The 15,594-nt window shown below is 39.5% G+C and carries 16 protein-coding genes; 3 read left to right on the top strand and 13 right to left on the bottom strand.

What is annotated here, in order from left to right; genetic code table 11:
• Positions 1–333 precede the first annotated feature (333 nt).
• From ACZ48W_RS10715 to ACZ48W_RS10700, 4 genes are all read right to left on the bottom strand, one after another.
• Complete coding sequence (locus tag ACZ48W_RS10715) at positions 334–747, bottom strand: PaaI family thioesterase (RefSeq protein ID WP_464828427.1); 414 nt, start codon at positions 745–747, stop codon at positions 334–336.
• A gap of 2 nt (positions 748–749) precedes the next feature.
• Positions 750–1,028 (bottom strand): hypothetical protein, encoded by a 279-nt coding sequence (locus ACZ48W_RS10710; protein WP_464828426.1) that lies wholly within the window; start codon positions 1,026–1,028, stop codon positions 750–752.
• 93 nt (positions 1,029–1,121) lie between these two features.
• Positions 1,122–1,436, bottom strand: coding sequence for a transposase (locus tag ACZ48W_RS10705; RefSeq protein ID WP_464830471.1), 315 nt, complete (start codon positions 1,434–1,436; stop codon positions 1,122–1,124).
• A gap of 13 nt (positions 1,437–1,449) precedes the next feature.
• Positions 1,450–2,544: an IS5 family transposase gene (locus tag ACZ48W_RS10700; RefSeq protein WP_464828424.1), complete on the bottom strand. Its 1,095-nt coding sequence runs from the start codon at positions 2,542–2,544 to the stop codon at positions 1,450–1,452.
• A 186-nt stretch (positions 2,545–2,730) separates the two neighbouring features.
• Here ACZ48W_RS10700 and ACZ48W_RS10695 point away from each other — a divergent pair, with 186 nt between their 5' ends.
• Together ACZ48W_RS10695 and ACZ48W_RS10690 are read left to right on the top strand one after the other, a co-directional pair.
• Positions 2,731–3,177 (top strand): GntR family transcriptional regulator, encoded by a 447-nt coding sequence (locus ACZ48W_RS10695; RefSeq protein ID WP_464828422.1) that lies wholly within the window; start codon positions 2,731–2,733, stop codon positions 3,175–3,177.
• The gene (locus tag ACZ48W_RS10690; protein ID WP_464830505.1) at positions 3,159–4,121 is read left to right on the top strand and encodes an aminotransferase-like domain-containing protein; all 963 of its coding nucleotides are present in this window, start codon (positions 3,159–3,161) and stop codon (positions 4,119–4,121) included. The genes ACZ48W_RS10695 and ACZ48W_RS10690 overlap by 19 nt, the downstream gene beginning before the upstream one ends.
• 19 nt (positions 4,122–4,140) lie before the next feature.
• Here the strand turns inward: ACZ48W_RS10690 and ACZ48W_RS10685 are convergent, their stop codons facing one another.
• Both ACZ48W_RS10685 and ACZ48W_RS10680 read right to left on the bottom strand, forming a co-directional pair.
• The gene (locus ACZ48W_RS10685; RefSeq protein WP_464828421.1) at positions 4,141–4,725 is read right to left on the bottom strand and encodes a tetratricopeptide repeat protein; all 585 of its coding nucleotides are present in this window, start codon (positions 4,723–4,725) and stop codon (positions 4,141–4,143) included.
• Between the two features lie 278 nt (positions 4,726–5,003).
• Complete coding sequence (locus ACZ48W_RS10680; protein WP_464828417.1) at positions 5,004–5,189, bottom strand: hypothetical protein; 186 nt, start codon at positions 5,187–5,189, stop codon at positions 5,004–5,006.
• A 44-nt stretch (positions 5,190–5,233) separates the two neighbouring features.
• Between ACZ48W_RS10680 and ACZ48W_RS10675 the strand changes: the two genes are divergently transcribed.
• Positions 5,234–5,614 carry a TetR-like C-terminal domain-containing protein gene (locus tag ACZ48W_RS10675; RefSeq protein ID WP_464830503.1) on the top strand — a complete coding sequence of 127 codons (381 nt, stop codon included), beginning with the start codon at positions 5,234–5,236 and terminating at the stop codon, positions 5,612–5,614.
• A 1-nt stretch (position 5,615) separates the two neighbouring features.
• On the opposite strand, the gene ACZ48W_RS10670 is transcribed toward ACZ48W_RS10675, so the two are convergent.
• The 7 genes from ACZ48W_RS10670 to gltB all read right to left on the bottom strand — a co-directional run bounded on the left by ACZ48W_RS10670 (position 5,616) and on the right by gltB (position 15,556).
• Entirely contained in the window at positions 5,616–6,611 is a 996-nt protein-coding gene (locus tag ACZ48W_RS10670; protein WP_464828416.1) for a sensor histidine kinase, read from the bottom strand.
• A complete protein-coding gene (locus ACZ48W_RS10665) occupies positions 6,601–7,284 on the bottom strand; it encodes a response regulator transcription factor (RefSeq protein ID WP_464828414.1) in 684 nt (227 codons plus the stop codon). Before ACZ48W_RS10665 ends, ACZ48W_RS10670 begins: the two co-directional genes overlap by 11 nt.
• Positions 7,284–7,820 carry a cytochrome P460 family protein gene (locus tag ACZ48W_RS10660; protein WP_464828413.1) on the bottom strand — a complete coding sequence of 179 codons (537 nt, stop codon included), beginning with the start codon at positions 7,818–7,820 and terminating at the stop codon, positions 7,284–7,286. The genes ACZ48W_RS10665 and ACZ48W_RS10660 overlap by 1 nt, the downstream gene beginning before the upstream one ends.
• A 295-nt stretch (positions 7,821–8,115) precedes the next feature.
• Positions 8,116–8,949 (bottom strand): acetyl-CoA carboxylase, carboxyltransferase subunit beta, encoded by an 834-nt coding sequence (accD, locus tag ACZ48W_RS10655; protein WP_464828412.1) that lies wholly within the window; start codon positions 8,947–8,949, stop codon positions 8,116–8,118.
• Positions 8,950–8,962: 13 nt separating this feature from the next.
• Positions 8,963–9,709 (bottom strand): inositol monophosphatase family protein, encoded by a 747-nt coding sequence (locus tag ACZ48W_RS10650; RefSeq protein ID WP_464828410.1) that lies wholly within the window; start codon positions 9,707–9,709, stop codon positions 8,963–8,965.
• Between the two features lie 41 nt (positions 9,710–9,750).
• On the bottom strand, positions 9,751–11,133 hold the full coding sequence (locus ACZ48W_RS10645) for a glutamate synthase subunit beta (protein ID WP_464828409.1): 1,383 nt from the start codon (positions 11,131–11,133) through the stop codon (positions 9,751–9,753).
• A 1-nt stretch (position 11,134) separates the two neighbouring features.
• Entirely contained in the window at positions 11,135–15,556 is a 4,422-nt protein-coding gene (gltB, locus tag ACZ48W_RS10640; protein WP_464828407.1) for a glutamate synthase large subunit, read from the bottom strand.
• Positions 15,557–15,594 lie beyond the last annotated feature (38 nt).

Genomic DNA, 15,594 nt, shown 5'->3' with positions numbered 1-15,594 from the left:
CCTCCACTAATCACACTACGTGTGCCCTGTTGTCTCGAACGACCTTGTAAGCGTAGCGATTGTCCTCGTTCCTGCGGGATTACATCGAGAGAAACAACGATTTTTTGCTTCGTTTTTTTTAAAAAAATGAAGAGAGCAACAACGCCTCAATGAAAATAAGAGGAAACAACAATAAATAATCAAAATCGATGATAGATAAGAATATCAGCTAAAAAAGAAAGTAATGGCTAAAGCCATCTTCTAAGAAGCATACTTGTAGATCGAATGTGGATAAATGTTTTCATATTTTGCTCCTTAAAAGTTTTAATTATGAAAGTGTATTCACTATTGCCTTTAGGAAACCTTTTGCACAAACCAGGTAAAATCACCCGATACACATACCGTCCCATCTCCATCTTTCAATACTACCGATACAACAATACTCCCTCTGCCTTTTTTCAAAAAGGTAGTTTCAAATCTTGCTTTCTCCTCTGTATTTACATCCGAAACTGCATAGACACCCTCAGTAACAGGTTTTTTATATTTTAACGTTGACGCTCTGAGCACGGGTACGACTTTGCCTTCCAATTCCGGAAATAACTGCTGTAGACAAAGCCCACTCTGACTCTCTGCCAAAGCAAACAGTGCTCCGGCATGTATGGTGCCAAGATGATTATGTACAGTTTCTCTATTTTGTAATTCAAGATTGTGTTCAGTAAATTTATTGATGCCTGTATGTTGGACAAAGGGTATCTGTGTAACCTGCATGATCATCCTTTCACAGCATAAGCAGTCAATATACGTCCATTTCTAAATATAGTCCCTGCATGTTCAATGGCATCAAATACATCTTTTTGATTCCATCCCATTTCATAAAGTGTATTAAAATCACTCTGTTTACACTTCAAACTCTCATAGATGGCTTTCATAGCAAACTTTGATAAGGCTTGATGTTCCTCATCAAACGGAACTGTTCCTATGTCATAAATCACACTATCTAATACCTCTTGACCGTACCCTTTAGAGTGTAAAAACTTCGTATTGAACATTTTACAGCAGGCATACCCCTCTTTAAAAGCTATATGTAGTCAACCCTGAAAAACCTATCCCCAAGGCAAACCAATAATTCTATACCATCAATTTTACCACAACCTGTAAAACATCAGATAAAGCTTAGCATATTTTTGTCTTTCGTCTGCTCTGATATGCCGTAAAAGGTAAGTGAAGTATGCTATTTTGACTAAAAAAAGTATCATCAAGAAGTTATTCATCCACTTCCTGAGATTAAATGCACTTGCAGCCAGTAGAAGGTTTATCTCATCTCCCACAAATCCTTTAAGATAGTTCCTCTGCATCCTGTGGTCTGATTTCACATGACCAATGATGGGTTCAATGGCAGCCTTTCTTCTGAACTTCTTACGCTTTTGTTCTTTCTGGTATTTGGTATCTACATAAATCCATTTAGTGGATTTATTGCACTGACGCTTGTTGAGCTAGTCTTTTTTTGGGACTGTCAGGAATACAGATAACGGTACCGTCTACTTCTTTTTTGCCACGGTATCCTCTATCGCAGATGGCTTCAACAATAGGTTTTGTTCTGTGCTTGTTCGCGTGAGACAATGCAGCTTCCAGTGTTTTTGAGTCATGCTCATTCTTCTCATGTGCTGCAACACCTATGATGATGTTACTTTTCATAGTAGTTACAAGGGAAGCTTTTGTCCCATACTCATATTTCTTATGGTCTTTACCTTTTGCTATAGCATAGATATGACTCTCATGAAGTGAGTAGACTTTGTTGGAATCTTTTTTCTTTTGGCTGATCACTTTTTCATAGAGATCAAATGCCTCTTTGTGTTTGGCGAGTTGTGCATCCCCCAGGTTTCTTGAAATATCTCTAATGAGGATACCCACGATAGTTCCCAATCTTTTCATAGCAGCTCTGGCTTTCTTTATCTTTTTGGGATGTCTGAAGAATCGCAAAGAGATACGGTGACCTTTAATCTCCTTAACGTAGGTACGTCTTAGCTGTATCTTCTCTTCTTTGGCGATACGGTGCAGGTGATGGATCATTTTGATTGCCAGTTTACCGTCTGTGGGATAGGTAACATTCTTTTCCTGGACGGTGGTATCAATGATGACTTGTTTTTTCTGGGCATCTTTACCGTGAAGTGCTACACTCATAGAGAATATTTGCTCTACACCTTCTGTTCCTATACGGTTACGGAACTTGACCAGTTCAGTAGCGTGACATGGTAAGGCAATTTGAAATTCATTAAAACCACAGAAGTACTGATAGTAGGGATTCTGCTTCCATTGAATCACAACATCTTCATCACTTAGATTATTGAGTTGTTTTAAAAGCAGTAGTCCGACCATAAGGCGGATCGGCTTTGCTGGTCTTCCTTCATTTGCATAATATTTGGCGAATGAATCATTGAAGGAGTCCCAGTTTATGGTATCTGCAAGAGCAATCAGAGGATCATTTGAATCGAGCATATCTCGCAGTTGATTATAGAATAGATTAGGTTGCGTATTTTTAGGGGATTGTGGAAGCAATTTTAACACCTGTTTCGACCGGGGATTGGTCTGTTTTACTATGTTTATTGGTCGTTATTATACCCTTTTATCGCTTCCAAAGTACCTGTTTTAGGGGAGTGTTTTGGTTTTTCATGGCTGACTAATTACGCTATTATATACCTAAAGTGTACCTGTGTAAAGATACAGATTATTTTATTTTATAAAGGACAGTTTGTGTATAGACTTAATGAAGACGCTAAAAAACCTCTGCATATCCAGCTTTATGAAGCAATGAAAAAGGATATACTTTCCAACTACACCATAGGAGAAAAACTCCCTTCTATACGTAAGGTAGCTACACTCTACAACCTAAGTAAAAACACTGTAGAGTCTGCCTACTCTCAACTTTATGCAGAAGGCTACTGTGATAGCCGTCCTAAGTCGGGGTACTATGTGTGTGAACTCTATTTTAATAATCATAAAAAAGAAGAAATACCTCACACCAAAACAGATACACCAAGAAAATCTTACACCTATGACTTCTTCCCTGCACGACTACATAAAGAGGATTTTCCTCTGAAACTTTGGAAGCGTCTTTATAATAAAGTGATGATAGATACCGTGGACTTTGGTGCCTACCCTAACGGACAAGGAGAGCATATATTGAGAAAGGGGAGATAGCCCATTATCTACAAAACTCACGTGGGGTTACCTGTGATGCAGAGCATATCATCATTACCCATGGATTTAGCGACAGTATGGAGCTTTTAGCCAAGCTCATTAAAAAACGATACAAACACTTTGCACAAGAGATACCAGGCTATCACATTGCGCACAAAGTATTTGATGCCTATGGTTATATCATTCAAAATATAGGTGTCAATAAAGATGGTCTTGATATTGAAGAACTAAAACAGAGTCAAGCAGAAGTAGTTTACATCACACCTACACACCAGTACCCTACAGGTGCTGCCATGCCGATCTCAAATCGTTTAAAACTCATTCAGCACATGCAGTCCATAGGCGGTCTCATTATAGAAGATGACTATGACAGTGAACTTAGCTACCATAATCGCCCTATTCCCTCTTTGCAAGGGCTAGACAGAGGTGATTGTGTTGTTTATTTAGGTACTTTTGCTAAAGCGCTCTCTCCCTCTATTCGTGTAGGCTATATGGTTGTACCATCATGGGTACATAAACTTTACAAAGAGAGTTACGATGCCCCTTTTGCAAGAGTCAGCCTCGCTACCCAACTTACCTTAGCAAGTTTTATGAAAGAAGGACATTGGGACAGACACATAAGCCGCATCCGTATCCTCAACAAAAAGAAGCACCAAGCCATGAAAAATGCCTTGACTAAACATCTAGGCAGTAACTTTAAAATAGTCGCTGAAGGTGCAGGACTTGCTATACTCATCGTACCTATCAAAGAGGATTTTAACTGGGATAAACTCAAAAGCTTGGCAGAAGAGAAACAAATTGCCATCTACCTTGCCAAAGAACGCAGTGGTGGAGAATTTGAAGCTGTACGTATGGGATTTGGTGGATTTTCGGTAGATGAGATCGAGGAAGCGGTAGCCGCGTTTGGGAAGGTGTGGAGAGAGTGTGTGGTACTCAAACACTAATCATCTGCTATTATACCTCTCATCCCTCATCAAGTTCAAACCACCAGCCGATCTCATCCATATGCCTATCGGCAGCTTTTTGAAACCACTCTTCTACTTTCGCACCATCAAGGTAGCCCTGAGCAGTTGCAAACTTCTCTTCATATGTCTGCATAGAGGGCATACCTTCCAAAAGTGCTACAATCGCATAGCGTGCCCCGATATTGTCATTAGGATTTGAGGCAAGCAGTTGCTTAAACAAACGTAATGCCTCTTTTGTTTCGCCTATCTCCCAAAGTCTCATTGCATACTGAAAAATAATACGTATAATATGCCTGTTTTCCATATAGAGCCATTCGAGTTTATCCGGAAATCTACCTTGAGGCATCATCAGATTCATCGCACGCTCATACCCCTCTTTGATTATTTCAAATGCATCTTCATCTGCCCCTTTGGCATCATAATACTCAGCCAACACAACATAACTGTCAAAAAAGTCTGGGTCTTTTTGAATGATCTTTTTGAGCTTTTTAATACCTTTTGCAATATTTGTTTCTTCTCTCTCCATAAAGTCCCAATAGAACTGCTGTACTTCATATCTATCCTTATCGACATATTCATACATTGAACTTTCTCCTTTCAGTAGCTTAGGTTGCTTTTGGGGAATTATACTATAATTTCTGGCGCCATACTACCCTCCGGCTACTTCACCGCTGAATCAACAAGTTCAATATGCTTTAACATGACTTTTCTTTTCAACAAGTTAAAGTCAATTGCTTCCGCAAATAGACCATTCAAAGCTCCCATAAAATAGGAGTGATGAGTTTTACGCTAAAAAGATAAAATTTATTCAACTTTTTTACAAAAATAGAAAAAAAGTTGGAAACAAATTTCAAAAAACAGTTATAGATTTTCCTTAAAACTCTTTCTAAAAAACAGACTGAGCAGAGCAGGCAGTAATACCAGATCCCGTAGCAGTGCAATATTCAGTGCACTCACTGTAACGATAGCAAAATTGACATTTGGGATGAAACTGCTCACTCCAAAGACGGCAAAAGTAAAAGAGAGGATGAGCGTCGTCAAGATCATCGCATTTCCGCTATAGCAGTTTTTATTTAAGCGGAAAGCATTACATCGAATATGCCAAAGCCAATCCCAGTCTCTATCGACTGCTTTTTGGAAAAAAATATGCATGTATCAGAGAAGAGATCATGAGTCTTCAGGATGAGGAATGTAGTGGATTCGGTACTCTAAAAAAGACCATTGAAGAGGGACATAAAAGCGGTATTATCAAGAAAGAGAACAGTTTTCATCAAGCTGTTGTAGTGTGGTCTTCACTACATGGGTTAGCTTCTTTGATCATAGACGGATTTATGGATGTGGAAGCTTCCTATGAAGCATTTTATGACAATATGTTTAAAAGCCTTTTAGCCGGACTCATTACAAATAAAGTAAAAATACTTTCTACTTTACCCTTTGCAGATAAAGTATTACAACCAAATGATACAAAGTAATTTATTTCATAATGAACCTACAGCCATCATGATAACGACTGTCTAATGAAAGTTCATATCCATTACTCAAAGCCAGGTTTTGAGCAATGGACAGACCAAGACCAAATCCACTTTTTTCCCTATTTTTACTCTCATCCAAACAAACAAAAGGTTCAAAAATATTTTTACTATTCTCTACTGATATACCGATACCACTGTCTTCCACCCATAAACACTTACTATCACCGGAAATTTCGATATAACCATCAGTAGTAAATTTACTGGCATTATGCATGAGGTTTAATAGTATCTTTTTTAATGCAATAGGATTAAACTCTACCTTTTGTTCTTCATCTATGGAACATTTTAATATCACAGATTTTTCTACTTTAACCAAAGGAAATATCTCTTGGGTACTAAATCTTTTCAGATAAATTGTCTCTTTTTTCCGGGTATTTTGTAGAGACTGTAGGTAGTGGATCACTTCTGAACTAAGTTCACCAAAATAGTCTGTCTCTTTTTTTAATATATTAATAATTTTGATTATCTCATCTTTAGGTACAAGTCCATCTTCCAACTCTTCCAAGTAACCATTAATGATCGTTAATGGTGTCTTGATATCATGTGAGAGTGAAGTCATCATATGGGTTAGGTTTTTATTCTTGTTCTGAAGTTCAGTGATCGTTGTTTCAAGACGCCTTGAGAGTCGGTTGATAGATTGGTGTATGGCAGTGATGTCGTGGATATTGTCTTCATATATCTGATCTAAAAACTGTTCTTCATTGATTGCATCAAGACGTAGACGAATATGTCGAAATTTTTCAGAAAGATATGAACCGATAAAGTAACTGAACAGAACAATGATCGGCAGTGTCATCAAGATAGTAAGCCCTATCTGTGAGAGCATCTTAAAGCCTATAGGCTCATCGATAATCAAGTAAGTCATCACTGCTGTAAATAGAGCAATAGCCAAACCGGCTATACCATAAAGTATGATGAGAAAAGATTTAATTTTCATAAAGTGTATACCCTGTATTTCGTACAGTTTTTATGATATTCTCATCACTGATCTCTGCGATCTTTTTACGAAGTTGATAGATATGTGTACCAATTCCTTTACTATCGATATCACCTATATTTTCATTATAAAGTATCTGTGACAACTCCTCTTTGGAAAAGACATTCCTGGGTGTTTGAAACAGTGTAAATAAAACCATATGCTCACTAAGTGTCAGTGGCAACTTCTGATCTTTTACATAAAAGCTTTTTTGCATCTCATCATATTTCAAAAGCCTTACTCCTATCAAATGCGTATGTTGTAATTCAAAACGTCTCTTTAACAAAGTAGCCATCTTTAAAGCCAAGCCTTTAGGAGAAAAAGGTTTAGGCATATAGTCATCCGCACCAAGTCTGTATGCTTTTGCTTTTTCTTCTTCACTATCCAAAGCACTTACTATCATTATGAGAGTATCTTTATGACGTTTACGTAGTGCTTCACATAATACCAGTCCATTGACAGAAGGAAGCATGATATCTAAACTTACCAGATCAAAGTGCCGGGTTTCTATCAGCTTTAGTGCTTTTTCACCATCATACTCTATAGAAATATCATAATGGCCACTATCTAGACGATTGACTATTAACTTAACAATTTCAGGTTCATCTTCTACGATTAATATCTTTTGTTTCATTATTTAAATGTAGATTGCATCTTGGTAAAGAGATAGTCATCAGATTTTGCAATACTGTGACAGCTTATACAGCCTTTAGCTCCTTTATCCCATACTACAAACTTATTTTCCTTTTTTACAAATCTGGCATAACCCCAATGATCACCATTGGCATCAAAATGTTTTGAATCTTTTATCATATACTCAACTCGCTGAATCTTATCTGCTTCGAGTGCAGAGGGGAAAAGTGTCATTTTTTTAACACTCCAACCTATCTTGACGATTTTACTGCCCTCTGGCATCACTTTTTCTTTAGCCTGTAACGCATTATACGCTATTGCATTGGCAAGTATATATCGAAGTTCATTTTTATCTGTTCGAAAGTGTGTTGCTACTATTTTATAGTTTTGATAATCTTCTATCCTTTTAAACGTCAAGTTACTGTCAGGCATCTTCAGATCAGGTATATTTTGTTTATCTGTTAAGTACACATCACCTGCATACAAACTTCCAAAAAGTATTAGACTGCCTAGTAGTGTTTTTGTTAATTTTCTCATTTTTGATTCCTATTTTTGGTTTATGAAAAGAGTATATAAGAGAAATATCAAGATTGCATGAAGATAGCTATTTAAAGTCATGGTTCTCAAAGATACTACCTGATTTCGGATAAAATGCGGCAAAAGGAGTGATATAATAAGTGAGGAAGATAAAAATAATCTACTACACCGTATTTCCTTGTCAAGATAAGAAGTAGAAAAGTATAGCTTACTGTGATGAAGAGGGAAAACAGATCAAATATTGAGAAATGCAGATAAAGAAATATTTCTTTATCTGCTCATATAAGGTGTAGTATTAACTGGCTTTTTTGTTAAAGAACGTCAACAAGTCTGCTAAAGTCTGGTGCATATTTCCACGATCCACTATCATATCGATAAGCCCATGCTCAAGCAGAAACTCTGAACGCTGGAAACCTTCCGGCAAATCTACACCGACGGTTTGCTTGATCACCCTTTGACCTGCAAAACCGATGAGTGCACCCGGTTCAGCCATAATGATATCACCCAGCATTGCAAATGATGCAGAAACACCACCCATTGTAGGATCTGTTAAAATAGAGATAAAAGGCAGTCCTTTATGATGCAGTCTGTTGAGTGCTGCAGATGTTTTACTCATCTGTAAAAGTGCGTAGGTACTTTCCTGCATTCTTGCTCCTCCTGAAGCAGATACAATGATCACACCGCACTCCTTTTCAATAGCTCTGTCTACTGCACGTACGATCTTTTCACCCTCTACAGAGCCCAAACTGCCGCCCATAAAAGCAAAGTCGAAGACAACCAGCTCTACAGGTGTCCCTTCAATGGTACAGGAACCGCTCATTACCGATGATGTTTTACCTGTTTTTGCTTTCGCTTCTTCCAAGCGCTTCTTATAAGATTTTTTATCAGAGAATTTCAACGGATCGACAGGAGCCAAGGTTGTATCATGTTCAACAAAAGAACCTTCATCTGCAATAGAAGCAATACGCTTTTCTGCATTAATACGAAAATGATGATTACATTTAGGGCAGACATTCTGTTTTGCTTCTACTTCTTTGTAATACATCAACGAAGTACATTTTGGACATTTTATCCACTGGTTAGGTGTTTCCTGTTTTGTCTCATCTTTTCTAAATAAATTTCCGAACATCTTCACTCCTGTATCATTCTAATTTCATTTTTTTAGAGGCGCCCTTTATTAAAAGTTCAATTTTACGGGCTGTATTTTTATCTTTTGATACTATAACATAATCCGCCTCAACAATCACTTCAAGCCCTTCACAAAGTGCCAACCCTGCAGCAAGATCATAAATACGGAATTCTCCCATAAAAAGAACATACTTCACACTTCTTGCATAGGCAAGAGAAAGGGCTACTGCTCCCGGTGATCTGAACTTTAATCTCTCTTTATCCAGTGCCGCGACCAAATCAGCATTGGCATAGGCTTTTTCAAAAAGTCCTATTTCAGCTTCCGGAACAGTATAAGGTGAATGAAAAATATCTGAAAAAAGTTTCCCCTGCTGCACTTCACCCGTACCCGATTTCAGGAAAATATCCCCTGTTGCAAGATTGCATACGATCGCTGCATCCAAAATACCCTCTGCATTGATCTTCGCTACAGAAGTACCGTAAAAAGGAAAAAAGGAAAGGGCATTGGATGAACCGTCAATAGGATCTATGATGATCTTCTCTCTGCCTTCTCCGATAATACCGGATTCTTCAGAATCTATTTGTCCGTAAGAAGAGAGATGCTTCACAAATATCTCTTCGGCAAAAAGGTCAAGTCTGGAACTTATATCTCCACCTGCACCGACAACAGTTTTTTCAAACCAGGAAGGATCAAAGCCTTTTTTGAGTGCCGATGCGATCTCTTCATTCGCACAGATACAGGCTGTGATAAAATCTGTCATAAAATCATCCCTGAAGTACTGTAGGGATACCCCTACATTTTTTAAGCTGTCAAACTCTTTACTATAGCTTTCGCAGCATCACGTCCGTCACGTGCAGCTGTTACGACCAGGTCTGCACCACGGTGACAGTCACCTCCGGCATAAATGCCTGGCTGGGTCGTCTGGTAATTCTCATCTACCAGAACACCGCCCCATTTATCTGTTTCTATACCGTTGCTGGAGAAGAACGGATATTCAACATTATCAAATCCCAATGCAAAGATTACTACATCAGCATCGACTTTATACTCACTGCCTGCTATCTCTTCCACACGCTGTCTGCCAGATGCATCAGGTTCGCCAAGCTTTGTTTTCACCATTTCAATAGCAATCACATTACCATTATCATTAGTTATTAAAGACTTTGGAGAAACATAAAATTCAAACTCAACACCCTCTTCTTTGGCATTGATATACTCTTTTCTGCTTCCTGGCATATTGTGTGCATCACGTCTGTAAAGACATTTTACCGATCTTGCTTTTTCACGTAGAGAAGTACGCACACAATCCATCGCTGTATCTCCACCGCCGATGACCACTACATTTTTATCTTTAACTTCAATATGCTTTTCTCTGGGTTCTTCAAAAATCTTCTTTTGGATATCTACAAGGAATTCCATTGCCAAGTGTACATTAGGTGCATCTTCACCTGTAAGTCCTGACTTTCGTCCTTTGATCGCACCCACACCGATAAAGACCGCATCAAAATTTTCGGTAAGCTCTTCAAAGGTCTTGTCTTTTCCTATTTCTACATTCTGATGAAATACTGCACCGGCTTCTTCAAGAAGTTTTACTCTTCTCGCAACCACATGTTTATCGAGTTTGAACCCAGGGATCCCATAAGTAAGAAGCCCTCCGGGTCTTGCCTGCTTGTCGAATATTTCTACATCAACACCTTCTCTCAACAAGAATGTTGCAGCAGAAAGACCGGTAGGTCCGGCACCGATGATCGCTACTTTTTTCCCTATTTTATTTTGGGAGAATTTAGGTTTAAACCCTTTTTTAAACCCCTCTTCATTCACAAAAGTCTCTACAGAACCTATGGTGATCGCTCCATATCCGTCATTCAGCGTACAGGAACCTTCACAAAGTCTGTCATGAGGACAGATACGTCCCATCACTTCAGGAAAAGGAGAAGTCTCATTTGAAAGATCAAAGGCAAATTCCAGATCTTTGTTTGCTGTTGCTTTAAGCCATTGGGGAATAAGATTGTGGAGAGGACAGCCATTATGACAATACGGATCGCCACATTGTATACATCTGTCTGACTGTTCACTCCCTTTTACAGGCTTGAACACTTCATAGATCTCTTCAAAGTCTTTCGTTCTCTCGACCACATCTCTTTTTTTAGCATCAATACGCTCTAAATCAAAAAATCTTAACATCTTATTCTCCCTCCTCTATCTTCAAAGGACCCTTCATATCTTTTGGTCTTACCATCCAGAAGTTTCTTATCTCTACTCTGAAGTTGTCTAATATCTTTTTAGCCTGGCAGCTTTTTGTCTCTTTATAATAATCTTTAAGAAGTTTTTTGAGGTAATATCTTTCAATATCCGTATCTTCCGTATCGATACGTCTTGCCTCTACAAGCTCCTGGTTGATATTCTCTACGAATTCATGTGCTTCATCATAAACAAAAGCAATACCTCCTGTCATACCGGCACCAAAGTTCACCCCTGTCTTACCAAGGATCACTACAGCTCCACCTGTCATATATTCACAAGGATGGTCACCTGTACCCTCTACAATGGCGATAGCTCCTGAGTTACGCACACCGAAACGTTCACCGACCTGACCATTGATATAAAGCTTACCACCCGTTGCACCATAAAGACAGGTATTTCCGCCCAGTGAGAACCCTGCACCATTCTTATCTGCAGTGATGATAATACGTCCGCCGCTCATCCCTTTACCGATATAGTCATTTCCTGCACCGTTTACATGAATACTCACACCGTTGATCAGGAATGCACCAAGTGACTGGCCTGTAGTACCTTCAAGTCTAAGATCGATCGTTCCGTCAGGAAGTCCTTTGTCTCCATAATACTTCGCAATCTCACCGGAAATACGTGTACCGAAACTTCTATTGAGATTAGAGATCTTTTTCTCCAGAACTATAGGATCATCCGGATTTTTGATCGCCGGTATCAGTTCTTTCAGTATCTCCTGCTCATACTCGTTCTTGTCATAAGGTTCATTGAACTCTACCTGGCATGTATTGTCTCCATCCAGCTTGTAAAGAAGATTTTCAAAAGAGAACTTCTTCGCAAACTCATCATCGATCACTTCAAGCAGATCATTTCTACCGATGACCTCTTCAAGTGAGTTGTACCCAAGGGAAGCAAGAATTTCACGTACATCTTCGGCAAGAAGTGTAAAGTAATTGATCACTCTCGCTACTGTACCTTCATAATGCTCTCTCAGTTTCTCTTCCTGTGTCGCAATACCTACAGAACATCTGTTCAAGTGACAGATACGAAGGAGCTTACATCCCACCACTGTCAATGCTCCTGTACCGAAAGCATAGGATTCAGCACCGAAGATCGCTGCCTTGACAACATCAAGACCTGTCTTGAGACCACCATCCGTTTCAACTTCCACCTGTCCTCTGAGGTTGTTGGCTTTGAGTGCATTATGTGCCTCAATAAGACCAAGTTCCCAAGGGTTACCGGCGAATTTGATAGACCCGATAGGTGCAGCACCTGTACCACCGTCAGCACCGGAAATGATGATCTTGTCGGCATAGGCTTTTGCTACACCCGCTGCGATCGTACCGACACCGGCTGTAGATACAAGTTTTACAGCGATCTTTGCTTTCGGGTTGATCTGTTTAAGATCAAAAATAAGCTGTGCAAGATCCTCAATAGAGTAGATATCATGGTGCGGTGGAGGTGAAATAAGCGTTACACCCGGCATCGTATGTCTGAGTCTTGCGATCAACGGACTGACTTTATGTCCGGGAAGCTGGCCACCCTCACCCGGTTTAGCTCCTTGTGCTACCTTGATCTGAAGTTCTTCAGCTGAAACAAGATACTCCGGTGTTACACCAAAACGTCCTGATGCGATCTGTTTAATCTTGGAGTTCTTGATCGTACCGAAACGTACTTCATCTTCTCCACCCTCACCGGAATTCGACTTACCGCCGATAGTATTCATAGCCTCTGCCAGACACTCATGGGCTTCAGGAGAGATAGACCCCAGACTCATTGCTGCAGTTGAGAAACGTTTGAATATCTCAGAGAGCGGTTCAACTTCATCTACAGAAATAGGAGCTCTGTCCGATCTGAGTTCAAAGAAGTCACGGATAAATTTCTTATCTCTGCCGTCTACAAGCTCTTTAAGGTGGGCAAAATCCTCTTTTTTACCGGATTTTGAGAGTGTATGGATCGCATGTACCGTTGCCGGAGAGTAGTCATGGAACTCTCCTCCACTCAAGTACTTATAGAATCCACCGATATTAAGCGGGAAGATACGATTTGCTGTCTCTGCTGCATATGCATCATCATGTGCTTTTATGATACGTGTTTCAATATCCTTATACGTGAGTCCGGAAAGCAGTGCATGGGCACCTGGAAAACATTCGAAAACGATCTCTTCACTCAGACCGAGAATATCAAAGAGTTTTGAATTCCTATAGCTTGAAACAGTTGCAATACCCATTTTGGACATGATCTTCAGAAGTCCTGCATTAATGGATTTACGTACCTTTTTAAGTACCGGAGCAAGATTTACATTTTCATCTTTTCTATGCTCTATCATCGCTACCGTCTGATAAAGCATATGAGGGTAGATCGCTGCTACACCAAATGCCAACATACATGCAGCCATATGTGAATCATATACTTCACCTGTTGCCGCAACGATACTTACCAGATGACGTTCTCCCTCTTCCAGCAATGTCTGGTTCAAACGACCTACGACCATAAGCATCGGCATTACTTTCGTCTTTTCATCCAAAGCTCTGTCATCCAGGATCACTGTTCTGATACCTTCATTCTTCACATCTGAAATGATCTTCTTGACCAAAGAGGCCAAAGTACCTCTAAGATCGGAATCGAATGTCGTTTCATAGGTTCTTGCCTTATAGCATGCATCATATTTAGGATTTTCTTCATTTCCAAATGCTTTAAGCAATTCCAGTTTTTCCAATGAGAGGATAGGAGAGACCGTTTTAAGTCTTTTGGCATGATCCGCATCATCAGTTAAAATATTTCTTGTTTCACCAAATCCCGTATTAAGACTCATCACCACTTTTTCACGAATAGGATCTATCGGCGGGTTGGTTACCTGTGCGAACTTCTGTTTAAAGAAATCAGAAAAGTTTCTTTGTTTTGTAGAGAATGCGGCTAACGGACTGTCATCACCCATTGAGGCTGTTGCTTCTTTACCCTCTTTCACCATCGGTTCAAAGACCTGTTCTATGACTTCGAGTGTAATGTTGAAGAAACGCTGTTTTGCTTCCATTTCTGTTTTTTCGGGAATATCAACATTTGAGAAGGGATCCTCCATATGCTCCTGAAGATAGACCATATTGTCATTAAGCCACTTGTCGTACGGATCCCTATTTTTAAGATAATTATTAATATCATCATTTTTAAGTACCTTGCCATACTTCAGATCAACACCCATCATCTCACCGGACTGAAGTCTTCCTCTCTCAAGAATATCTTCGTCCGGTGTCTGAAGTACACCATACTCAGAAGAGATAAGCAGCCTGTTGTCTTTTGTAATGATATATTTTGCAGGTCTCAGTCCGTTTCTGTCCAATACACAACCGATATATCGGCCATCCGTCATACTCACAGCTGCCGGTCCGTCCCATGGTTCAAAACAGGTACTGGCATATTCATAGAAAGCTCTCAGTTGTGCATCCATATGCGGCGCATTCTGCCAAGGTGCAGGCAAGATCGATCTTGCAGCTTTGAAAAAGTCCATACCGTTTATACGCAAGAATTCAAAGAAATTATCCAAACTTGCCGAATCAGACATTTCTGACTGAATAATAGGCACAAGTCTTTTCATCTCTTCATCGGAGAATACTTCACTCTCCAGGGCTTCTATTTTTGCTGCTACATTAAATCGGTTGGCTGTAACAGAGTTGATCTCACCATTGTGTGCAATGGCTCTAAATGGTTGTGCAAGTCTCCATTCCGGAAGTGTATTGGTAGAGAATCTTTGGTGGAAAAGACAGAATGATATCTCAAAATCCTCATTTCCGAGATCCTGATAGAACTCCTTGATATGCGTAGGCATAACAAGTCCCTTGTAGGAAACTACAGAAGTAGAGAATGACGGGATATAAAAATTTCTGTCATCCTGTATTTTTGCTTCTATCTCTTTACGGGAAAGATAGACAAGTGCATCAAATCTTCTTGCACCCATAATGGAGTTTGGTGCAACGAAAACCTGTTTGATCGTTGGAAGAGAAGCAAGCGCCTGCTCACCTAAAGCATCCGTATTTACAGGTACTTCTCTTGTATAGATACATTTCAGGTCATTATTCTGGCATACCTCTTTGATCACATCGAAATCTTTTTCATTTTTCGAAAAAACCATTGCTACAGCATAGGTATCAGGAAGCGTAATATTTTCTTTCTTCGCTACTTTTGCAAAAAACTTTCTGGGAACAGAAAGAAGAAGACCCGAACCGTCTCCTGTCTTTCCGTCTGCAGCTACAGCCCCTCTGTGCATCATACGTGACAGTGAAGTAACAGCATCTTCCAAATTTTTATGTGATGGAGTATTGTCGATGGAAGCAAGCAGTCCAAATCCACAATTATCCTTAAACGAGGTAAATAAATCTCTCATAAGCCAACCTTTAATTTAATTTCGCTAGGGTTACGCAA

This window comes from Sulfurovum aggregans (assembly GCF_055385215.1).
Note: the sequence above shows the minus strand (reverse complement) of the source record. Positions and strands in the feature narration are given on the sequence as shown.